The sequence below is a fragment of the Acidobacteriota bacterium genome, assembly GCA_016703965.1.
Lineage (GTDB): Bacteria > Acidobacteriota > Blastocatellia > Pyrinomonadales > Pyrinomonadaceae > OLB17.
In genome coordinates, this window is the sequence record JADJBB010000021.1 from 1 (window position 1) to 17,579 (window position 17,579).

The window sequence follows — 17,579 nt, forward strand, 5'->3', positions numbered from 1 at the left end:
TCGACCATATCTATCATTCGATCAGTCGCTTTCTGTATTCAGAAAACTGCTTCGTAGCTCTATACGACGCCAAAACGTCGACGCTTGATATGGAGTTCTTCGTCGATAAATATGAACTTGTCCCGCCGCCCGGGAAACTGGGAAATGGCCTGACGGGCTATGCATTTCGCATCGGCGAACCGATGCTGCTAACTGATTCTGCGATCGAATCGTTGATCGAAGACGGTGAGATCGAAATGATCGGCCGGCGTCCGGCTGTTTGGCTTGGAGTGCCATTACGAACGCCTAAAGGGGTTATTGGTGTCCTGGCAGTTCAACATTATGACGACAGTACTGTTTACGGCCAGCGAGATCTCGAATTGCTTGCGTCGATCGGTGATCAGATCGCCGTTGCGATCGATCGAAAAAGGGCAGAGAACGAAATGTTCGATGCGAAAAGCTTCCTCAATCGCGTTATCGATAACGTCCCCAATCTGATCTATGTAAAAGATAAGCTTGGACGCTACGTGCTCACAAACTATGCATTTGCTGCCCTGCACGGAAAGGACGTCAAGGACGTTATCGGCAAAACTGACCAGGAACTGATCGGCCCGAACGAGGATGCCGCCCGATACGATCTCTCCGACCATTTTGTCATCAGCAACAAACAGGAATACATAAATCAGGAGGAGAAAGTCCTCGATGCGCAAGGCAACATCCATTGGCTTCAGTCAGTTAAGCGGCCATTGATGGGTACGGCCGGCGTCGAGTATATTCTCGGGATCGCAACAGATCTTACAGAACGAAAAAATCTCGAGGCCCAGCTTCGCCAGGCCCAGAAACTGGAATCGATCGGCCAGCTCGCCGCCGGCATCGCCCACGAGATAAATACTCCGGCTCAGTACGTCGGCGATAATGTTCGCTTTCTACGCGACAGCTTTAATGACTATAGCTCCGTTCTGAAGCTTGCGACTGAAATCCTAAGCGCTGACCGGCCTGGTGGTTTGAGCACCGACGAAGTCGATAAATTTACGAATGCGGTAGAAACGGCAGATATAGGCTATCTGAATGACGAGGTGCCAAAGGCATTCGACCAGGCACTCGACGGCGTTGAGCGAATTAGCAAGATCGTGCAATCGATGAAGGATTTTGCACATCCCGGTTCGAACGATTTCCATGCAACCGATCTTAATAAGGCGATCGAAAGTACAATTACAGTTGCAAGCAACGAATGGAAATACGTCGCTAACATTGTCACCGACTACGACCGGGACCTGCCCTTGGTACCGTGCCTGACCAGCGAATTCAATCAGGTCATCCTCAACATGATCGTCAATGCCTCTCATGCTATAGCCGACGTGATGAAGACCGATCCAGGCGGTAAAGGAACGATCGCGATCAAAACAAAGAACAAGGGCGATCACGTTGAGGTCCAAATCAGCGACACCGGCTGCGGCATGCCCGAGGAGATACGCAAGAAGATCTTTGACCCTTTCTTTACGACAAAGGAAGTCGGAAAAGGCACAGGTCAGGGACTCGCGATCTCACATACCGTTATCGTCGAAAAACACAAGGGTACGATCGACGTGACCAGCCTGCCGGGGCACGGTACGACCTTCGTCATCAGCCTTCCCCTGTCGATCAATGATTCTGCCGCCGTCCGAATCCAGTCGGATATGGCTGTCGATTCCCTGACGACATATACCTCGCGAGTTTAATGTTATACATTAAGTACCACAACCAATCGTACTTGACACCCACTTTGTTTCTGCATATAGTGATATTGCTTTGGAAACCCGCCTTTGAAGAAAACTAATAAGCAGTGAATACTTTCTAGTTTTCGCTGTCTGAAATTTTCAATTTAGGTAGAGGTACTCTGAAAAGTAAGGTCAGCGGCAACTGGCCTACCGTTGCTTCCTAACAAACCGGTTAACCGTCGGTCTGCTAGTAGCTACAACGCCTTCAGATCCTTAGCTTTAGATTCTGCCGCCCAGCTAAATCGATTTAGTAAAGGCAGAATACTCGGGTAATTATCCCTTTTTTTGGTGAACCGGTTTCGGCCGGTCGTTGGGGGAGGATAGTCGAGTGACCGGATGTTGAGTTTTTCCCAAACCCCTTTGGCGCGGTATAGCTGTGCCGTCATTATTGTTTGCATTGCTCTGCTGGCTACCATCCAGATAGAGCAGTTGGCAATACAGACCCCGTTTGCTCTTTTTTTTGGTGCAGTTACGGCAGCGGCGTGGCTTTTCGGACGCGGTCCCGCTATCGTCGCCGAGATATTGTCCGCAGCTGGAGCTCAATTCCTGCTAATGCCCCAACTTTCCGAGCTTCAACCGGACGCTTCCAGGACGCTGCAGTTGGTGACCTTCTTACTTTTTGGTTCGGCTTTGGCTTTTGCAACAAGTTCAGTTCGGAAATATATTGCTAAAGCTCAGCAAAGCGAGACCCGCTTCGGTTCGCTGTTCGACCACAGCCCGTTCCCTGTCTTTATACTCGACGTCAAAACGAACAAGTTTATTACCGTAAACAAAGCAGCGACTACGGTATACGGCTATTCGCATGAAGAATTCTTAGACCTGTCTCTAAAGGATCTTACGCTTGACGATGAGGAATTCGATCCTGGAAAGACTGAAGGCGTAGGCATGGTTCGCCGTGACATTGCAATAGCTGTGTCAAAGCACCGGCGCAAAGATGGCAGCGTATTCTATGTAGAATTATCGACGCAGGATATTGAGGATAAGAATGGAACGGCTCGATTGATCCATTCGGTCGATGTTACAGAGCGGATAAGAACTTCTGACGCTCTTAGAACGAGCGAGGCCAGGCTTTCAAGGGTGTTCGGCAGTTGCCCTGTATCGATGGCGGTCAACCGGTGGAGCGACAGAACTTTTATTGAGGTAAACAGTGAATTCACCGAGCTAACGGGTTGGGATCTGGATAGTATTAAAGGAAAGACCGTCGTGGATTGTGGACTTCTTCCGGAAGAAGCTGAAAATGAACTTTGTCGGCACCTTAGCGAGCATAATACGATCATCGACCGTGAGGTGGAAATAACGACCCGTACCGGTAAACGAAGAAATGTGATCGTTGGAGCTGTTTTTGTTGAGATAAATGACGAGCAGCGGGTTATCTCGTCAATGGTTGACGTCACTGAGCTTCGCAGAGCAGAAGAAAGACACAGGGCCAGCGAAGATCGCTTGAAGTTGGTTACGGAGAAGGCTCAAGTTGGGCTTGTAATGATCAACAGCAGCCGGCGTTTCGCTTTTGTGAATTCGGCTTATGCAGAAATATTCGAACTTCCAACGGCCAACATCACCGGCCGCAAGGTATCCGAGGTTCACTCCACGCTCTATGACAAGCAGATCGGGCCGAGTCTCGACCGTGCGTTTGCTGGTCAAAGCTTTCGTTATGAACTAAGGTGTCCGACCCTTCGAGGCACTCGTTACTACGATGTTAGATATGAACCGACCGAAGTGAACGGCGAGATCGTTTCGGTTGTTGCTGTCGTGACTGATGTTACGGAGCGCACCAGGGCGGAACTGGCAAGAGAGGCTAGCGAAGAAAGGTATCGAACCCTTTTCGAGTACTCTCCTGACGGTATTGCCATCGCCGATCAAGATAGTTTTTACATCGACGCCAATGAAACACTCTGTCGAATGCTGGGCTACACGCGTGAGGAATTTATTGGCCTTCACGCGACCAACATCTTTATCCCGAGGGAAGTACCGCATCTAGGCGAGACACTTTTCGGCCTTAACACCGACCTCGAGTACTACCAGGAGTGGGAGTACCGGCGAAAGGACGGCTCAACCTTCCCCGGCGAGGTAATTGCAACGGTAATGCCCGACGGGAATACGCTGACAGTGATCCGCGACATTACCGAAAGGAAGCAGCTTGAAGATCAGCTCGTACAGGCCCAGAAAATGGAAGCGATCGGCGTACTTGCAGGTGGCGTGGCCCACGATTTTAACAATATTCTCACTGCGATCTCGGGGTACAGTGATCTGACGCTTCAGAACATGCCGGCCGATGATCCACTGCGTGATTATATTCTGGAGATCAATCATGCCGGCACTCGGGCGGCGGCCTTAACAACCCAGCTGCTCTCTTTTAGTCGCCGCCGTGTCTTGACGCCGGTCGTCCATAATTTAAATGCCGCCGTTACGGATACGGAGCGCATGCTGCGGCGCATCGTTAAGGAAGATATCCAGTTTCGGATCGATCTCGACCCGCAGCTTGGTAATATCAAGGTTGACCCGAGCCAGATCACCCAAGTGATCGTGAATTTGGTAGTAAACGCAGGCGATGCTATGCCTAATGGCGGTACCTTAACGATCACGACTCGAAACCGCTATCTGGACGGAGATTTTTCGCACGAAAATGTCGTTGTCACATCCGGCCCGTTCGTGGAACTGACAGTCCGAGACACCGGGATCGGAATGGACGACCAAACCCGCCGACGGCTTTTTGAGCCATTCTTTACGACCAAGGAAACCGGTAAGGGTACCGGCCTTGGGCTGTCGACCGTTTACGGGATAGTCAAACAATCAGGCGGAGATATTTCAGTTGAAAGCGAGCCGGGAAAGGGTTCGACTTTCAGGGTCTATCTTCCACACGCTACCGAAAGCTCCGCGACCAGAACGCCGATAAGCAGTTCTCCCGGAGTCTCTTCGGCTTCCGGCACTATCCTGCTCGTTGAGGATGAGATCGCGGTGCGGAACCTAATTCAAAGCGTTCTGACGAAACACGGGTATAAAGTCATTGCGGTAACCAACGGTGACGAGGCACTCGAGATCTGCCGCACGTTCGCGGACCGGATCCACTTACTTTTGACCGATATGATCATGCCGGGCATGAACGGCTCGGAATTGCAGTTCGCCGCGTCCCAGATCCGCCCGGATATGAGAACGATAATAATGTCCGGGTACAGCGGACACCAGTTTGATGAAGGAATTGACCTTGGATCGGAAACTGCCTTCATAGAAAAGCCTTTTGGCCCCGATGAACTGATCGAAAAGATCCGGGCATCGGTCGGTGCAGAAGATATCACCTCAATCGCCCCATACTCTGCCTCCGCAGGCTCCAGGGTATAAAAGTCCTTCAGCGATCCACAAGCCGACCTTTTTCGGCTAACCCCCATACTGTTACGAGGCTGTCTGAAAGGGCAGCCTCGATCAGTTTTGGTGGTGAAAAAAAGTGCATGAACCAAATTGACGTCCGAAAAGTGTGAATCGATTCACACTTTTCATAGAAAGCCCTGTTTTCGGCATTATCAAACGAAAAATGGCTGGATTGGTCGTAGGAATATGCGGTGTTGTCGGCCATAAAACTCACACATTGGTAGAGGTATTTGGCAGATTGGTCAAAGGTTTTTGTCGCGAAACAACTCTACCAGAGTCTTGCTCAGGATCTCGGCCCTTCAGACATCCTCGTCGATGCTCCATCGCGTCTATCTGGAGGCTTAGCGGACGATCTAGGCCTGAGCCTGCGACCGACGATCAACTCCGTAACGAGCGAACACTTTGGTCAGTTCAACGATCACGACTGGGGTCAACACACACAAGAGCGTAACCGCTAGATCATTGAAATTAGGAGTTACGAGGTCGAGCAGCCGTGAAAGCGGGCTGATGGTAAAGGCAGCCGTTTGCAGGATGACCATGATCATCGCTGCTCCAAAGATATAAGGATTCGTAAAGAAACCATTAAAAGCGGAGCGCGTCCGCGACCTGCAATTGAACGAATGGCCAAGCTCAACTCCAACAAGCGCCAGTAGTGCCACCGTCCGGGCATGCGCTCCATCGCCGTATGCATCAAGTGCCCACACATAGGCGGCGAGAGTTATGGCCGATAGCATAAGCCCCTGCCAGCAAATGAGGAACAAGAACTGCGGCGAGAATAAAGCTCCGCCGGAAGACCGCGGATGCTGCCCCATGGTTTCTCCCGACGCGGGTTCGACCGCCAGGGCCAATGCCGGAAAAACGTCCGTTATGATATTGAGCCATAGTATCTGAAGCGGCAATAGCGGCAGCGGCAGCCCCGAAACGAGGGCTGCAAAAATGACGAGCACCTCGCCAAGATTGTGCGAGAACATCAAGTGGACGAACTTTATGATGTTGGCGTAGATTGTTCGGCCGCCCTCAATTGCCTTGACGATCGTCGCGAAATTGTCGTCTGTCAGAACCACATCGGCCGCCTCTTTCGCCACCTCGGTTCCGCGCAAGCCCATTGCAATACCGATATCTGACCTCTTTAATGCAGGCGCGTCGTTGATACCATCGCCAGTGACCGCGACGATCTCTCCGGCCTTTTGCAGAGCTTCGACGATCCGAAGTTTGTCCTCAGGCGAAACCCGGGCAAAAACGTGAGCCCGGGCAGCAGCCTGGGCCAGAGCCGTGTCATCCATCGCCGTGATCTCGCTGGCATGAATAGAATAAATATCCCCGTCCGGGCTCAAGTTCAGCTCGCGTGCTATTGCGCCTGCGGTCATAACCTGGTCTCCTGTCAGCATCACGATGCGAATACCGGCTTCCTGGGCGGTTCGTATCGCTGATTCGACCCCTTGCCGCGGCGGGTCGGTCATGCCGGAAAAACCAAGGAAGGTGTAACCTCGTTCGATCTCCTCCTGTGCTGTCTCAAGCGAGCGGTCGGCAAATGCAAGGACACGAAGGCCGCTCGATGCCATGTCCTCATTTATCGAAAGAAAGCTGGCACGCATTTCGTCGTCGAGCGGTTCCAACGATCCGTCGTCAGTTATAAAATCTGAGCACATCCCGAGTACGACGCTCGGCGCGCCTTTAAGAACGGCGATGTATTTGTCTGTGTTCTTGTCACGCAGAACTGCGGTCATCCGTTTTGACACTGCGTCAAACGGACATTCGCGCACTTTTTCGTACCTAAGGCGTTCGGCGGCAGCGTTTCTTTCCAGCAGGTCGGCAGCGACAAGCAGAGCTGTCTCGGTTGGATCGCCGATCGTATCGTGTTTTGCGGGTCCCGAATCAAAAGCGGCGTCATTGCACAGCACGCTTGTCCGTAGAAGGCGATCTAATACCACACTGACGGGGCCGTGGTTCTCGAGTTCGAAAGACTGACCATCCGACAACCGGTATTCGCGGACGGTCATTCGATTTTCGGTCAAGGTGCCGGTTTTGTCAGTACAAATGACCGTCGTACTGCCGAGAGCTTCAACGGCTGAGAGTTTGCGGACGATGGCCCGTTGTCGGGCCATGCGCAAAACACCGAGAGCGAGGATCAAGGTCGTCATTGCCGGAAGCGCTTCCGGAACCGCGGCTACAGCAAGGCTTATTGAAACCCTTAACATCAGGGCTGGATCGTCGCCGCGGAGGAATCCGGCCAACATCACGATCGCCGCGATCGCCAAAACGCCATACACGAGCATCCTTCCCAATGACGCTAGCCTACGCTCAAGCGGTGTCGCTTCGGATCGTGTTTTCGCCAGCAGATTGCCGACGCGGCCTACTTCGGTTGCCGAACCGGTGGCTGTGACGATCGCAACCGCGCGGCCCGCTACTACCATCGTCGCCAGATAGGCCATCGACCTGCGTTCAGTAAGGACTGACGCAATTGATACGGGTTCTGCCGTTTTTGTTACCGGAACGCTCTCCCCGGTCAGGGCGGATTCGTCGGTTTGAAGATTTATCGCTTCGATCAGACGTGCATCTGCCGGTACGCGGTCGCCAGCCGCCAGGCTAATTATGTCGCCGATAACAAGTTCCGCCGCGTCGACGATCTTCTCGCTGCCGTTGCGTCGAACCCGGGCAGTAGCCGCCGTCGTTTTGCGAAGTGCATCAAGCGCGCGGCCGGCCCGCCATTCGATCGCAAACCCGATGGCAGCATTAACGAGCAGGACAACAAGTATTGCCACAGCCTCAGCGATATCATCTGTTATCAAGGAGACAATTGCCGCCGCCAGAAGCAGCCAAACGACAATACTGGAAAACTGACGTAAGAGAAGTGTCCACCACGCGTCGCCCTTCTCCATCGAAAGGGTATTGGGCCCGTCTCGCTTTGATCGGAACCTTACCTCTTCTGTCGTCAGGCCTTTCTGAATATCTACGAAAAGAGCTGCGGCAACACGATCTCCATGTTCGCCGTGGGGATTCTCAAGCACTATCTCAGCCGAACGATCCACCGAAGGCGATGCGACCAGCTTCTCCGCCGATGAAATATTCGCATCCGGTCCGGTTCCCATACGCTCATTATTGCAGAGAAAACAAGATTGTAAGTGATAAACCGCACACCCAAGATAATTGCGATCCGGCACCAACAGATCTAGCGAAAACCGTGAAGAATTTCCGCCTCGTGCGAAGAATTACGTGTTATTGATCAGATTACGTACCTATCGCGATGCCTGACGTCGGCGTAATTACGCATTTCCGAGGCGCTTTTGAGATGGCACGCCTATTGCCAAAGCGGTTAGTTGTCAGTGCAAGTCGGTGATCATGTATGAAAAGTGAAACATCACAACCAAAAACCGATCTAACCAAGAAACCCGATCTAAAAGAACATGGTACAGGAACTGGCCCATCGCGCAGCCAGCGGCCGGTTTACACCGACTTTTTCCCACCATGCAATAATGCGTGTCCGGCGGGCGAGAATATTCAGGCATGGCTTTCCCATGCGCAGGCAGGGCGTTATTTCGAAGCCTGGAAATGCCTGACCGACGATAATCCGATGGCCGCGATCCACGGCAGGGTTTGTTATCACCCGTGCGAGAGCTCGTGCAATCGCGGCTCCGTCGACACCTCAGTCAGTATCCATTCAGTTGAGCGATTCCTAGGCGACATGGCGATCTCGGAGGGATGGGCTTTCCCAGCGCCGAAACGCAATTCGGGAAATCGTGTTTTGATCATTGGCTCGGGCCCAAGCGGCCTTTCGGCGGCATATCATCTTGCTCGCTTGGGGCATGATGTAACTATTTACGAGGCCGGCCCGATGGCGGGCGGAATGATGAACTTCGGCATTCCGGCCTACCGGCTTCCGCGTAATGTGCTGCGAGCAGAGATCAAACGGATCGAAGACCTGGGCGTCAAGATCATTCTCAACCATAAGGTTGAGGATGTTCTAGCCGAAAAAACAGCAGGGAATTTTGATGCGGTCTTTATCGCGATCGGGGCTCACATCGGTAAGAAAACGGACATTCCTGCGAGAGACGCAAGCAAAATACTTGACGCTGTCACATTTTTGAAGGATGTCGAACTCGGCAACACTCCTGCGATCGGCCGGCGTGTCGCGATATACGGCGGCGGCAACACCGCGATGGATGCAGCCAGGACTGCCAAACGACTTGGTGCCGAGGAAGCATTGATAATCTACCGCCGCGACCGCGAGCATATGCCCGCCCACGATTTCGAAGCCGACGAAGCTCTGAGCGAAGGCATCAAGATCCATTGGCTAACCACAATACGCGATTTTGACACCGCGTCAATGACCGTCGAGCGGATGGAGATCAAGGATGGAAAGCCGGTACCGACCGGCACATTCGAAACGCTTGAGGCCGACTCGGTCATTCTCGCACTCGGACAAGCAACCGAAACAGCATTTCTTGAGGGCGTCGAAGGTGTGAGCTTTGACAGCGACGGTACTGTCATCGTCGATAAGCACATGATGACCGGGCACGCCGGGATATTTGCCGGCGGCGATATGGTCCCAAGCGAACGAACCGTGACGATCGCGACCGGACACGGAAAAAAAGCGGCCCGGAATATCGACGCATGGCTAAGCGGAAAAACCTACGAAAAGCCGGCTAGTAACGCTTTGGTTCCTGTCGAGCAGCTTCACATTTGGTACCGCACGAGCGCCGAGGCACGCGAACAGGCTCACGTTGAGCCCGATAAAGCCGTGACCGGATTTGAGGAGATCGTCTCCGGATTGTCGGAGGAAGAGGCTCGTTACGAAGCACAGCGGTGCTATTCCTGCGGGAATTGTTTCGAATGCGACGGATGCTTCGGAGCTTGCCCTGAGCACGCAATTATCAAGCTCGGGTCTGGAATGCGTTACAAATTTAACTACAGCCTCTGCACCGGCTGCGGGACCTGTTTTGAGCAATGCCCGTGTCACGCGATCGACATGATAGCTGAACCAAAGGCAGCAACAATCTAATGAGTTATTCTACACAACGACCGGTAACACTTGATGGAAACGAAGCGGCGGTCCATGTCGCATACCGCGTGAACGAGGTCTGCGCGATCTATCCGATCACGCCTTCATCAGCGATGGCTGAGTTCGCCGATGAATGGTCGGCAAAAGACATCAAGAATATTTGGGGCAATATCCCCGAGGTGATCGAGATGCAGAGTGAGGGCGGAGCTGCGGGCACTGTCCACGGAGCCCTGCAGACCGGCTCTCTGACGACCACCTTTACGGCATCTCAGGGCCTTATGCTGATGCTGCCGAATATGTATAAGATCGCCGGCGAACTCACCGCGGCGGTCTTTCATGTCGCGGCTCGCTCGCTCGCGGCTCAGGGCCTCTCAATATTCGGCGATCACCAGGACGTAATGGCCGCGCGGACGACCGGTTTTGCACTCCTGGCGTCAGCCAGTGTTCAGGAAGCCCATGACATGGCCCTGATCGCCCAGGCGACGACGCTCAGATCGCGAATTCCATTCATTCATTTCTTTGACGGATTCAGGACCTCGCATGAGGTCAACAAGATCGATTTCCTCTCAGACGAACAGATCCGCGCGATGATCGATGACGATCTCGTTTTCGAACATCGGAACCGTGCGCTAAATCCTGACAAACCTTTCATCCGCGGCACCGCTCAGAACCCCGACGTCTATTTCCAGGGCCGCGAGACCGTTAACACTTTCTACACCGCAGTTCCGTCGATCCTTAAAGAAGAAATGCGGAAGTTTGCGGAACTTACCGGCCGCGAATATTCCCCGGTCAAGTACTACGGCGCTCCTGACGCTGAAAATGTGATCGTGATCATGGGATCCGGCGTCGAAACGGCTTCGGAAACTGCTGCTTTCCTCGCCGCGAATGGTGAGAGAACGGGCGTTATCCAGATGACCTTATACAGGCCATTTCCAGCCGCTGACTTTATCGCGACCCTCCCATCAACGGCCAAAAATATCGCGGTTCTAGATCGCACAAAAGAATCCGGTGCTTCAGGCGAGCCGCTTTATCAGGATGTGATGATCACACTGATGGAGGCTGTTTCCGCCGGGACATTGCCATCAATGCCGCTGGTTGTAGGCGGCCGCTACGGACTGTCGTCAAAAGAATTTACGCCGGCGATGGTCAAAGCAGTTTTTGACAATTTGTGGGCCGGGTCACCTAAGAACCACTTCACCGTTGGCATCATCGATGATGTCGGAATGACGAGCCTCGATGTCGACAGCAGTTTTAAACTGGACGAATCCGGTTGGACCCAGGCATTATTTTTCGGCCTCGGAGCTGACGGCACGGTTGGAGCAAATAAAAACAGCATCAAGATCATCGGTGAAAATACTGATCTGTCGGCACAGGGCTATTTTGTTTACGATTCAAAAAAATCAGGAGCGATGACCGTGTCGCATCTTCGATTCGGCAAGGATCCGATCAAGGCCCCGTACTTGATAACATCGGCGGATTTTATCGCCTGTCACCAGTTCAATTTTCTGGAGAAGGTCGAGATGCTCTCGTTCGCTAAGGTGGGAGCGACATTCCTCTTGAATAGCCCGTACGGCAAAGATGAGGTCTGGGATCGTATCCCGCTCTCCGTACAGCAGGCGATCCTCGACAAAAATCTCAAGCTTTATGTGATCAACGCGGATGACGTTGCTAAAAAAACAGGAATGGCAGGCCGTATCAACACGATAATGCAGACCTGTTTCTTCGCCCTCTCGGGCGTGCTCCCGCCTGATGAGGCGATCGCTCAGATCAAAAAGGCGATCGAGAAGACCTATCTAAAAAAGGGGCGTGCAGTTGTTGAAAAGAACTTTGTCGCGGTCGATAAAACACTTGAGAATCTGTTCGAGGTCGCGATTCCCGGAACTACGACCGCCGGCGACGCTCCCGCTCAAGGAATATCGATCAAGGCCCCGGAGTTTGTCCGCACCGTTACTCAAATGATGATCTCGGGCCACGGAGACTCGATCCCGGTCAGTGCGATGCCGGTTGACGGAACTTACCCAAATGGAACCTCGAAATGGGAAAAACGGAACGTCTCGAACCGAATTGCGGTCTGGGATCCGGATTCCTGCATCCAGTGTGGAAATTGCAGCTTCGTCTGCCCGCACAGCGTTATCCGATCGAAGTTCTTTCACAAAGATCATTTGAAAGATGCTCCAAACGGTTTTAAGTCGTCACCGATCAACGCCCGCGGATTTCCGGAGACGAAGTATTCTCTAAACGTCTATCTTGAAGACTGCACCGGCTGCAACCTTTGCTACGAGGTCTGCCCCGTCGATGCACCGGGAGGTAAGAATAAACGGGCAATAAACCTCGGCGATAAGGCCGCCGATCTTGAGCCGGACCGCGAAAGGATCGACTTTTTTGAAAAACTGCCGCAGAACGAGAAACCGGAGGTCGACTTCTCAACTGTACATGGGGTTCAGTTCCTCGAACCTTATTTTGAATTCTCAGGAGCATGCGCCGGCTGCGGCGAAACGCCTTACATCAAGGTGCTTACGCAGTTATTCGGCGACCGGCTGCTGGTGGCAAACGCTACGGGCTGCTCATCGATCTATGGCGGCAACCTGCCAACTACGCCCTGGACATCCAACGCCTGTGGTCAGGGGCCGGCGTGGTCGAATTCCCTGTTTGAGGACAACGCAGAATTCGGACTCGGAATGCGCTTGACCGCTGACAAGCAGCTGGCGACCGCCCATCAGCTGCTGCAAATTCTGCGGCCGGAACTCGGTGATGAACTTGTAGACGGATTAACAGTTGCCCCGCAGCATCTGGAAAGCGAGATCAAAAGGCAGCGGCTGCGTGTTGCCGAACTGAAAGTAAAACTTGCTCGGATCGATAAGTCCGAAGCCAGACATCTCCGTTCCGTTGCCGATCAACTCGTCCACCGCAGCGTATGGCTGATCGGCGGCGACGGTTGGGCGTACGATATTGGCTCGGGCGGATTGGACCACGCTTTGGCGACCGGACGAAACATCAATGTCCTCGTTCTAGATACGGAGGTCTATTCGAACACTGGCGGCCAAATGTCGAAGGCAACTCCGACCGCTGCATCCGCAAAATTCGCCGCGGCAGGCAAGCGAGTCGGCAAGAAAGATCTTGCACTACAGGCGATATCATACGGCAATGTTTATGTCGCGCAGATCGCGATGGGAGCAAATCCGCAACAGACGCTGCTCGCGTTACGCGAAGCCGAGGCTTATGACGGTCCGTCGCTGATCCTCGCCTACAGCCACTGCATTGCCCACGGGATCGACATGGAAAAAGGCTTGAACCAGCAAAAACTGGCGGTCGCAAGCGGTTACTGGCCGCTGATCCGATACAACCCTGTGCTCAGAAAGAACGACCAGAATCCGTTCGTTCTTGATTCCCCAAAACCATCGATCTCGCTGAAGAAATACGCTTATAACGAGCTGCGGTATAAGGTTCTGACCCAAACAGCTCCACAAGAAGCCGAGCGGCTTATGACCCTTGCACAGGAAATAGCCGACCTCAGATGGAAGACGTATGAGGAAATGGCAGGCTTTGGAGCGAGTTCATTTCAGCCCGTTTTTTAATTCAAGAAAGGAGGAAACTTTATGCCCGATCTAAGTACAAAATATATGGGGTTGACCCTGAGGACGCCGTTGGTGGTTTCAGCAAACCCTTTATCGCAAAGAGTAGAGAATATCGTCGCAATGGAAGACGCCGGAGCCGGAGCGGTCGTTATGTTTTCCCTTTTCGAAGAGCAGATACGACAGGAAACGGAACGTTTTGAGCTGATCGATCGGATGACATCAAACTCCTCGGCCGAATCGTCGTATTTCTTCCCCGAAATGCAGGACTACTCGGTTGGGACTGCAAAATATCTTGAGATCATCCGAAAGGCAAAAGAGCGAGTCGATATCCCTATAATCGGCAGCCTTAACGGCATCACGCCCGAAGGATGGATAGAATATGGGCGCGAGATCGAGCAGGCCGGGGCCGACGGTCTCGAAGTGAACATTTATTTCATTCCTGCGGACATTAACATGACCTCGTCCGAGGTTGAGCAGCGGTATATCGATATCGTCAAAATGTTGCGCGAGACCATTACCATACCGATCGCCGTTAAGCTAAACCCGTATTTTTCGTCGATCGGTAATATCTCACAACGGCTGCAGCTAGCGGGTGCAGACGCCCTCGTACTTTTCAATCGGTTCTATCAGCCTGACTTCGACGTCGAAGAACTGGCCGTGATACCAAATCTCGATCTCAGCGTCCGGTCAGAGATCCGCCTTCCGCTGTTGTGGATCGCAGTGCTTTACGGCCGTGTCCCTGTTTCGCTGGCAGCGACAACTGGTATTCATAGTGCGACCGAGCTGATCAAATATATTCTCGCAGGAGCCGATGTTGGGATGTGTGCTTCGGCCATCCTAAGCCATGGAATCCCGTGGATAAAGGACACGTTGGCTGATCTTGATCTGTATATGAAGGATATGCCGTTTCAATCAATCGATTCCTTTAGGGGAACAATGAGCCAACTCCATGTCGCAGATCCAACAGCATTCGAACGAAGCAATTATATCCAGATCATGGAGAATAAAAATCGCAGATGATACTTCGCCGCCGGATGCGGCTGTATTTTGAGGTCACGAATTGCAGAAAGATAGCTCTTTAGCCACTTGTTCCGGCTGGCCGGCGTAAATGGGGCTAAGACTACCGCTTGATCTCAAAGCATCCAGCATTCCGAAACTTCGTCTTAGAAAGTCACATGAATCACTCTTGGCTGCCTCGCTCTTTTCGCCTTTTTCGGTAGTCGACAGCCTTGCGAAGACTTTTCCGGCCTCAAAAAAGATCAAAGCGTGACGTGTCCTGAACCGCACACTATGCGGTGCTTTCTTCATAACTTCTTCGGCAAAAGGAAGTGCGCGGCGAAATGACTCCGCAGCACCAGCCAGATCACCTGTTGCGGCAAGTATTTTGCCAATATTGCCAAGAGCGAGCCCGTAATCGTCAAGAGTCTGAATATCCGGATTGTCGGCAGCGATCGCTCCTTCATAGAAAGGAATGGATTGCCGCAGCATTGCAAGAGCGGTTTTACTATCACCTGCCGCAAACAACGCCTCGGCAAGGTATTGTTTGGTTATTACTACATCCCGGGCGTTCTCATTACTCGCCGGATCACTACCCGAGATCTCCGTGATGATAGCGAGAGAACGTCGATGGCTATCGACCGCACCACCGGGATCGTTCGCTTTTAGAAGACACATTCCCAGGCTGTTATAGCTGACGCTGAGGTTTCGTCGGTTTTGGACGTTCTTTGGGTCGACAGCACTGAGCTTTTCCATCGTCTGTATGACCCGCCGGGCATTTTCAACCGCCTCAGCCGTACGGCCTTCGTCGAGAAGTGGAAAACGTAGAACAACTAGGCTCGACATTAGCTGAGTTTCAAGTTTTGTACTGTTTGGGTCGGCCGCCAGAAGCGATTCGGTGATATCGACGGCACGCTTCCCACTCTCGATCGCTCCTTTTGTGTCTCCGGTAACGGTCTGGAGCATCGCAGAAAAAGAAAGCAGTGATGCGAACCCCGAACGGAATTTTGTATTCGTCGGTTCTACTTCAAGTAGTAAGTCACAAAGCGAAACGGCGCGTTTATAGCTTTCCAAAGCACCGGGAGTATCACCGAGGTTAGGGAAACCTTCCATTCCCTTGATGTCGCCGCGTTTTCCCAGAACGGTCGCTAGATCAAAACGATTATTCAGATTTACAGGTTCTGCGGCAAGAACGGCTTCACGGATGGCGACCGCTTTCTCGTAAGAGGCGAGGCCCGCAACCAGGTCATTACCGGTGTAAAGCATATCGCCGACGCCCTCGTAACTGTTCGCGAGTTCCTGCTGCAGGGCTAGATCTTTCGGGTTCGCATCCGCGAGGCGCTGGCGGATCTCGAGAGAACGGTTGTAACTCTTAGTCGCTCCATCCGTATCACCCAGATTCGAATAATATGAGTTTCCCTGGATCCGGCCGATCTTTTCGTACGCCGTTGCGAGCTCGCGTTGGATGGTGGCATCGTTGACGGATTCTGCGGCGAGTTTGTCCAGGTATTCAACAGCCCGTTTAACAACAAGTTCCCGTGCTGGGGTTGATCCTGGCAGATCTTCGATCGCATCGTGAAACTCGAATAAAAAGGAATTTGCTAACTGCCGAACATCGTTAAATCGAGCTTCGGCTTTTTTTGCCTGATAGAGCGTCGCTCCGATCCCGCCGAGAATAGTTATCAGGATAAGGGCTGAAGCGGCAACGCCGATCCTATTTCTCCGAATGAATTTTAAGGAGCGATACGACCATGTATCGGCCGAGGCAGTAACAGGCAAACCCGCTAAATGATTTAGGATATCGTCTTTCAGCTGTTCGACTGACGAATATCGACGTTCCGGTTCTTTGCGGAGAGCCTTAAGGATGATGTTATCAAGATCACCGCGTAACGCATTGGGTTTCAGCAATTGTGAGTGATGTCGGGTAGTTCTGCGTTCGTTTTCGATCGTGTCTTTAGGGCCTGTCGAGGCTCGGCTTACAACCGACGACGGCCGTTCCGGTTCAGAATCGCAAACCTCCCTGATTATCTCGCTGATATTGCCGCCATCTGCTTTGTGCGGTCGGCTGCCGGTGAGCAGTTCGTAAAGGATCACCCCGAGCGAATAAATATCAGATGCGGTCGTGAGTTTTTCGCCGCGTACCTGTTCAGGTGAAGCGTATTCAGGAGTAAAAATGAAGTTTTGGGTTGCCGTTTCAACGCCGGAAGCTTCAGGCCGGAGGAGCTTGGCGATCCCGAAATCCAGTAGTTTTGGAGATCCGCTGTCGGTAACGAGGATATTCGACGGTTTCAGGTCACGATGGATGATCAGATTTTGATGGGCAAAAGTTACAGCCCTGCAGACCTCGGTGAACATCTTAAGCCGCTCGCTCAGATCGAGGTCCTCGCGTTCCGCGTAGTCCATGATACTAAGGCCATCGACATACTCCATGACGAAGAATGGGAGGCCATGTTCGGTAGTTCCGCCATCGATCAGGTGTGCGATATTCGGATGCTGCAGCGAAGCGAGGATCTGTCTTTCGGTGTAAAACCGTTTGAGGATCGCGTCGGAATCCATTCCCCGCTTTATAAGTTTCAACGCGACGTCCTGCTTAAACGCACCATCAACGCGCGAAGCGAGGTAAACCGATCCCATTCCACCAGCGCCTAATTCCGCGACAACCTTATAACTGCCGATCTTTTCCCCGATCAGAGAACCGCCGGTTTGGCCGGTAATACCACTAAATGCAGGCATTTCGAGGACATCTGCGTCGGGATCTGAGTACTCGAGGAGGGCTTCGGCCTCGCGCAGGAGTTCCGCGTCTTCGCCGCAGACATCGGCAAGATACGAACTCCTTTCTTCTGGATTAAGATCGATCGCTTTTTCAAGGATCTGCTTGATCGTCTGCCAGCGCTGTGAATCCATTCCTAT

General features: G+C 52.6%; 7 protein-coding genes. 5 read left to right on the forward strand and 2 right to left on the reverse strand.

What is annotated here, in order from left to right; translation table 11 throughout:
- Together IPG22_07505 and IPG22_07510 are read left to right on the forward strand one after the other, a co-directional pair.
- Positions 1–1,697, forward strand: a 1,697-nt coding sequence (locus IPG22_07505; protein ID MBK6588123.1) for a GAF domain-containing protein, incomplete at its 5' end; no start/stop codon positions are given.
- 375 nt (positions 1,698–2,072) lie between these two features.
- Positions 2,073–5,072: a PAS domain S-box protein gene (locus tag IPG22_07510; GenBank protein ID MBK6588124.1), complete on the forward strand. Its 3,000-nt coding sequence runs from the start codon at positions 2,073–2,075 to the stop codon at positions 5,070–5,072.
- A gap of 380 nt (positions 5,073–5,452) precedes the next feature.
- Here the strand turns inward: IPG22_07510 and IPG22_07515 are convergent, their stop codons facing one another.
- Positions 5,453–8,188, reverse strand: coding sequence for a cation-transporting P-type ATPase (locus tag IPG22_07515; protein ID MBK6588125.1), 2,736 nt, complete (start codon positions 8,186–8,188; stop codon positions 5,453–5,455).
- Between the two features lie 254 nt (positions 8,189–8,442).
- Between IPG22_07515 and IPG22_07520 the strand changes: the two genes are divergently transcribed.
- Genes IPG22_07520 through IPG22_07530 form a run of 3 tightly spaced genes read left to right on the forward strand, consistent with a single transcriptional unit; the run spans position 8,443 to position 14,693 of the window.
- On the forward strand, positions 8,443–10,098 hold the full coding sequence (locus IPG22_07520) for an NAD(P)-binding protein (protein MBK6588126.1): 1,656 nt from the start codon (positions 8,443–8,445) through the stop codon (positions 10,096–10,098).
- The gene (gene nifJ, locus IPG22_07525) at positions 10,098–13,673 is read left to right on the forward strand and encodes a pyruvate:ferredoxin (flavodoxin) oxidoreductase (protein MBK6588127.1); all 3,576 of its coding nucleotides are present in this window, start codon (positions 10,098–10,100) and stop codon (positions 13,671–13,673) included. Before IPG22_07520 ends, nifJ begins: the two co-directional genes overlap by 1 nt.
- A 21-nt stretch (positions 13,674–13,694) precedes the next feature.
- Positions 13,695–14,693: a dihydroorotate dehydrogenase-like protein gene (locus tag IPG22_07530; protein ID MBK6588128.1), complete on the forward strand. Its 999-nt coding sequence runs from the start codon at positions 13,695–13,697 to the stop codon at positions 14,691–14,693.
- A gap of 33 nt (positions 14,694–14,726) precedes the next feature.
- Here IPG22_07530 and IPG22_07535 read toward each other — a convergent pair whose 3' ends face one another.
- A complete protein-coding gene (locus IPG22_07535; GenBank protein ID MBK6588129.1) occupies positions 14,727–17,573 on the reverse strand; it encodes a protein kinase in 2,847 nt (948 codons plus the stop codon).
- Positions 17,574–17,579 lie beyond the last annotated feature (6 nt).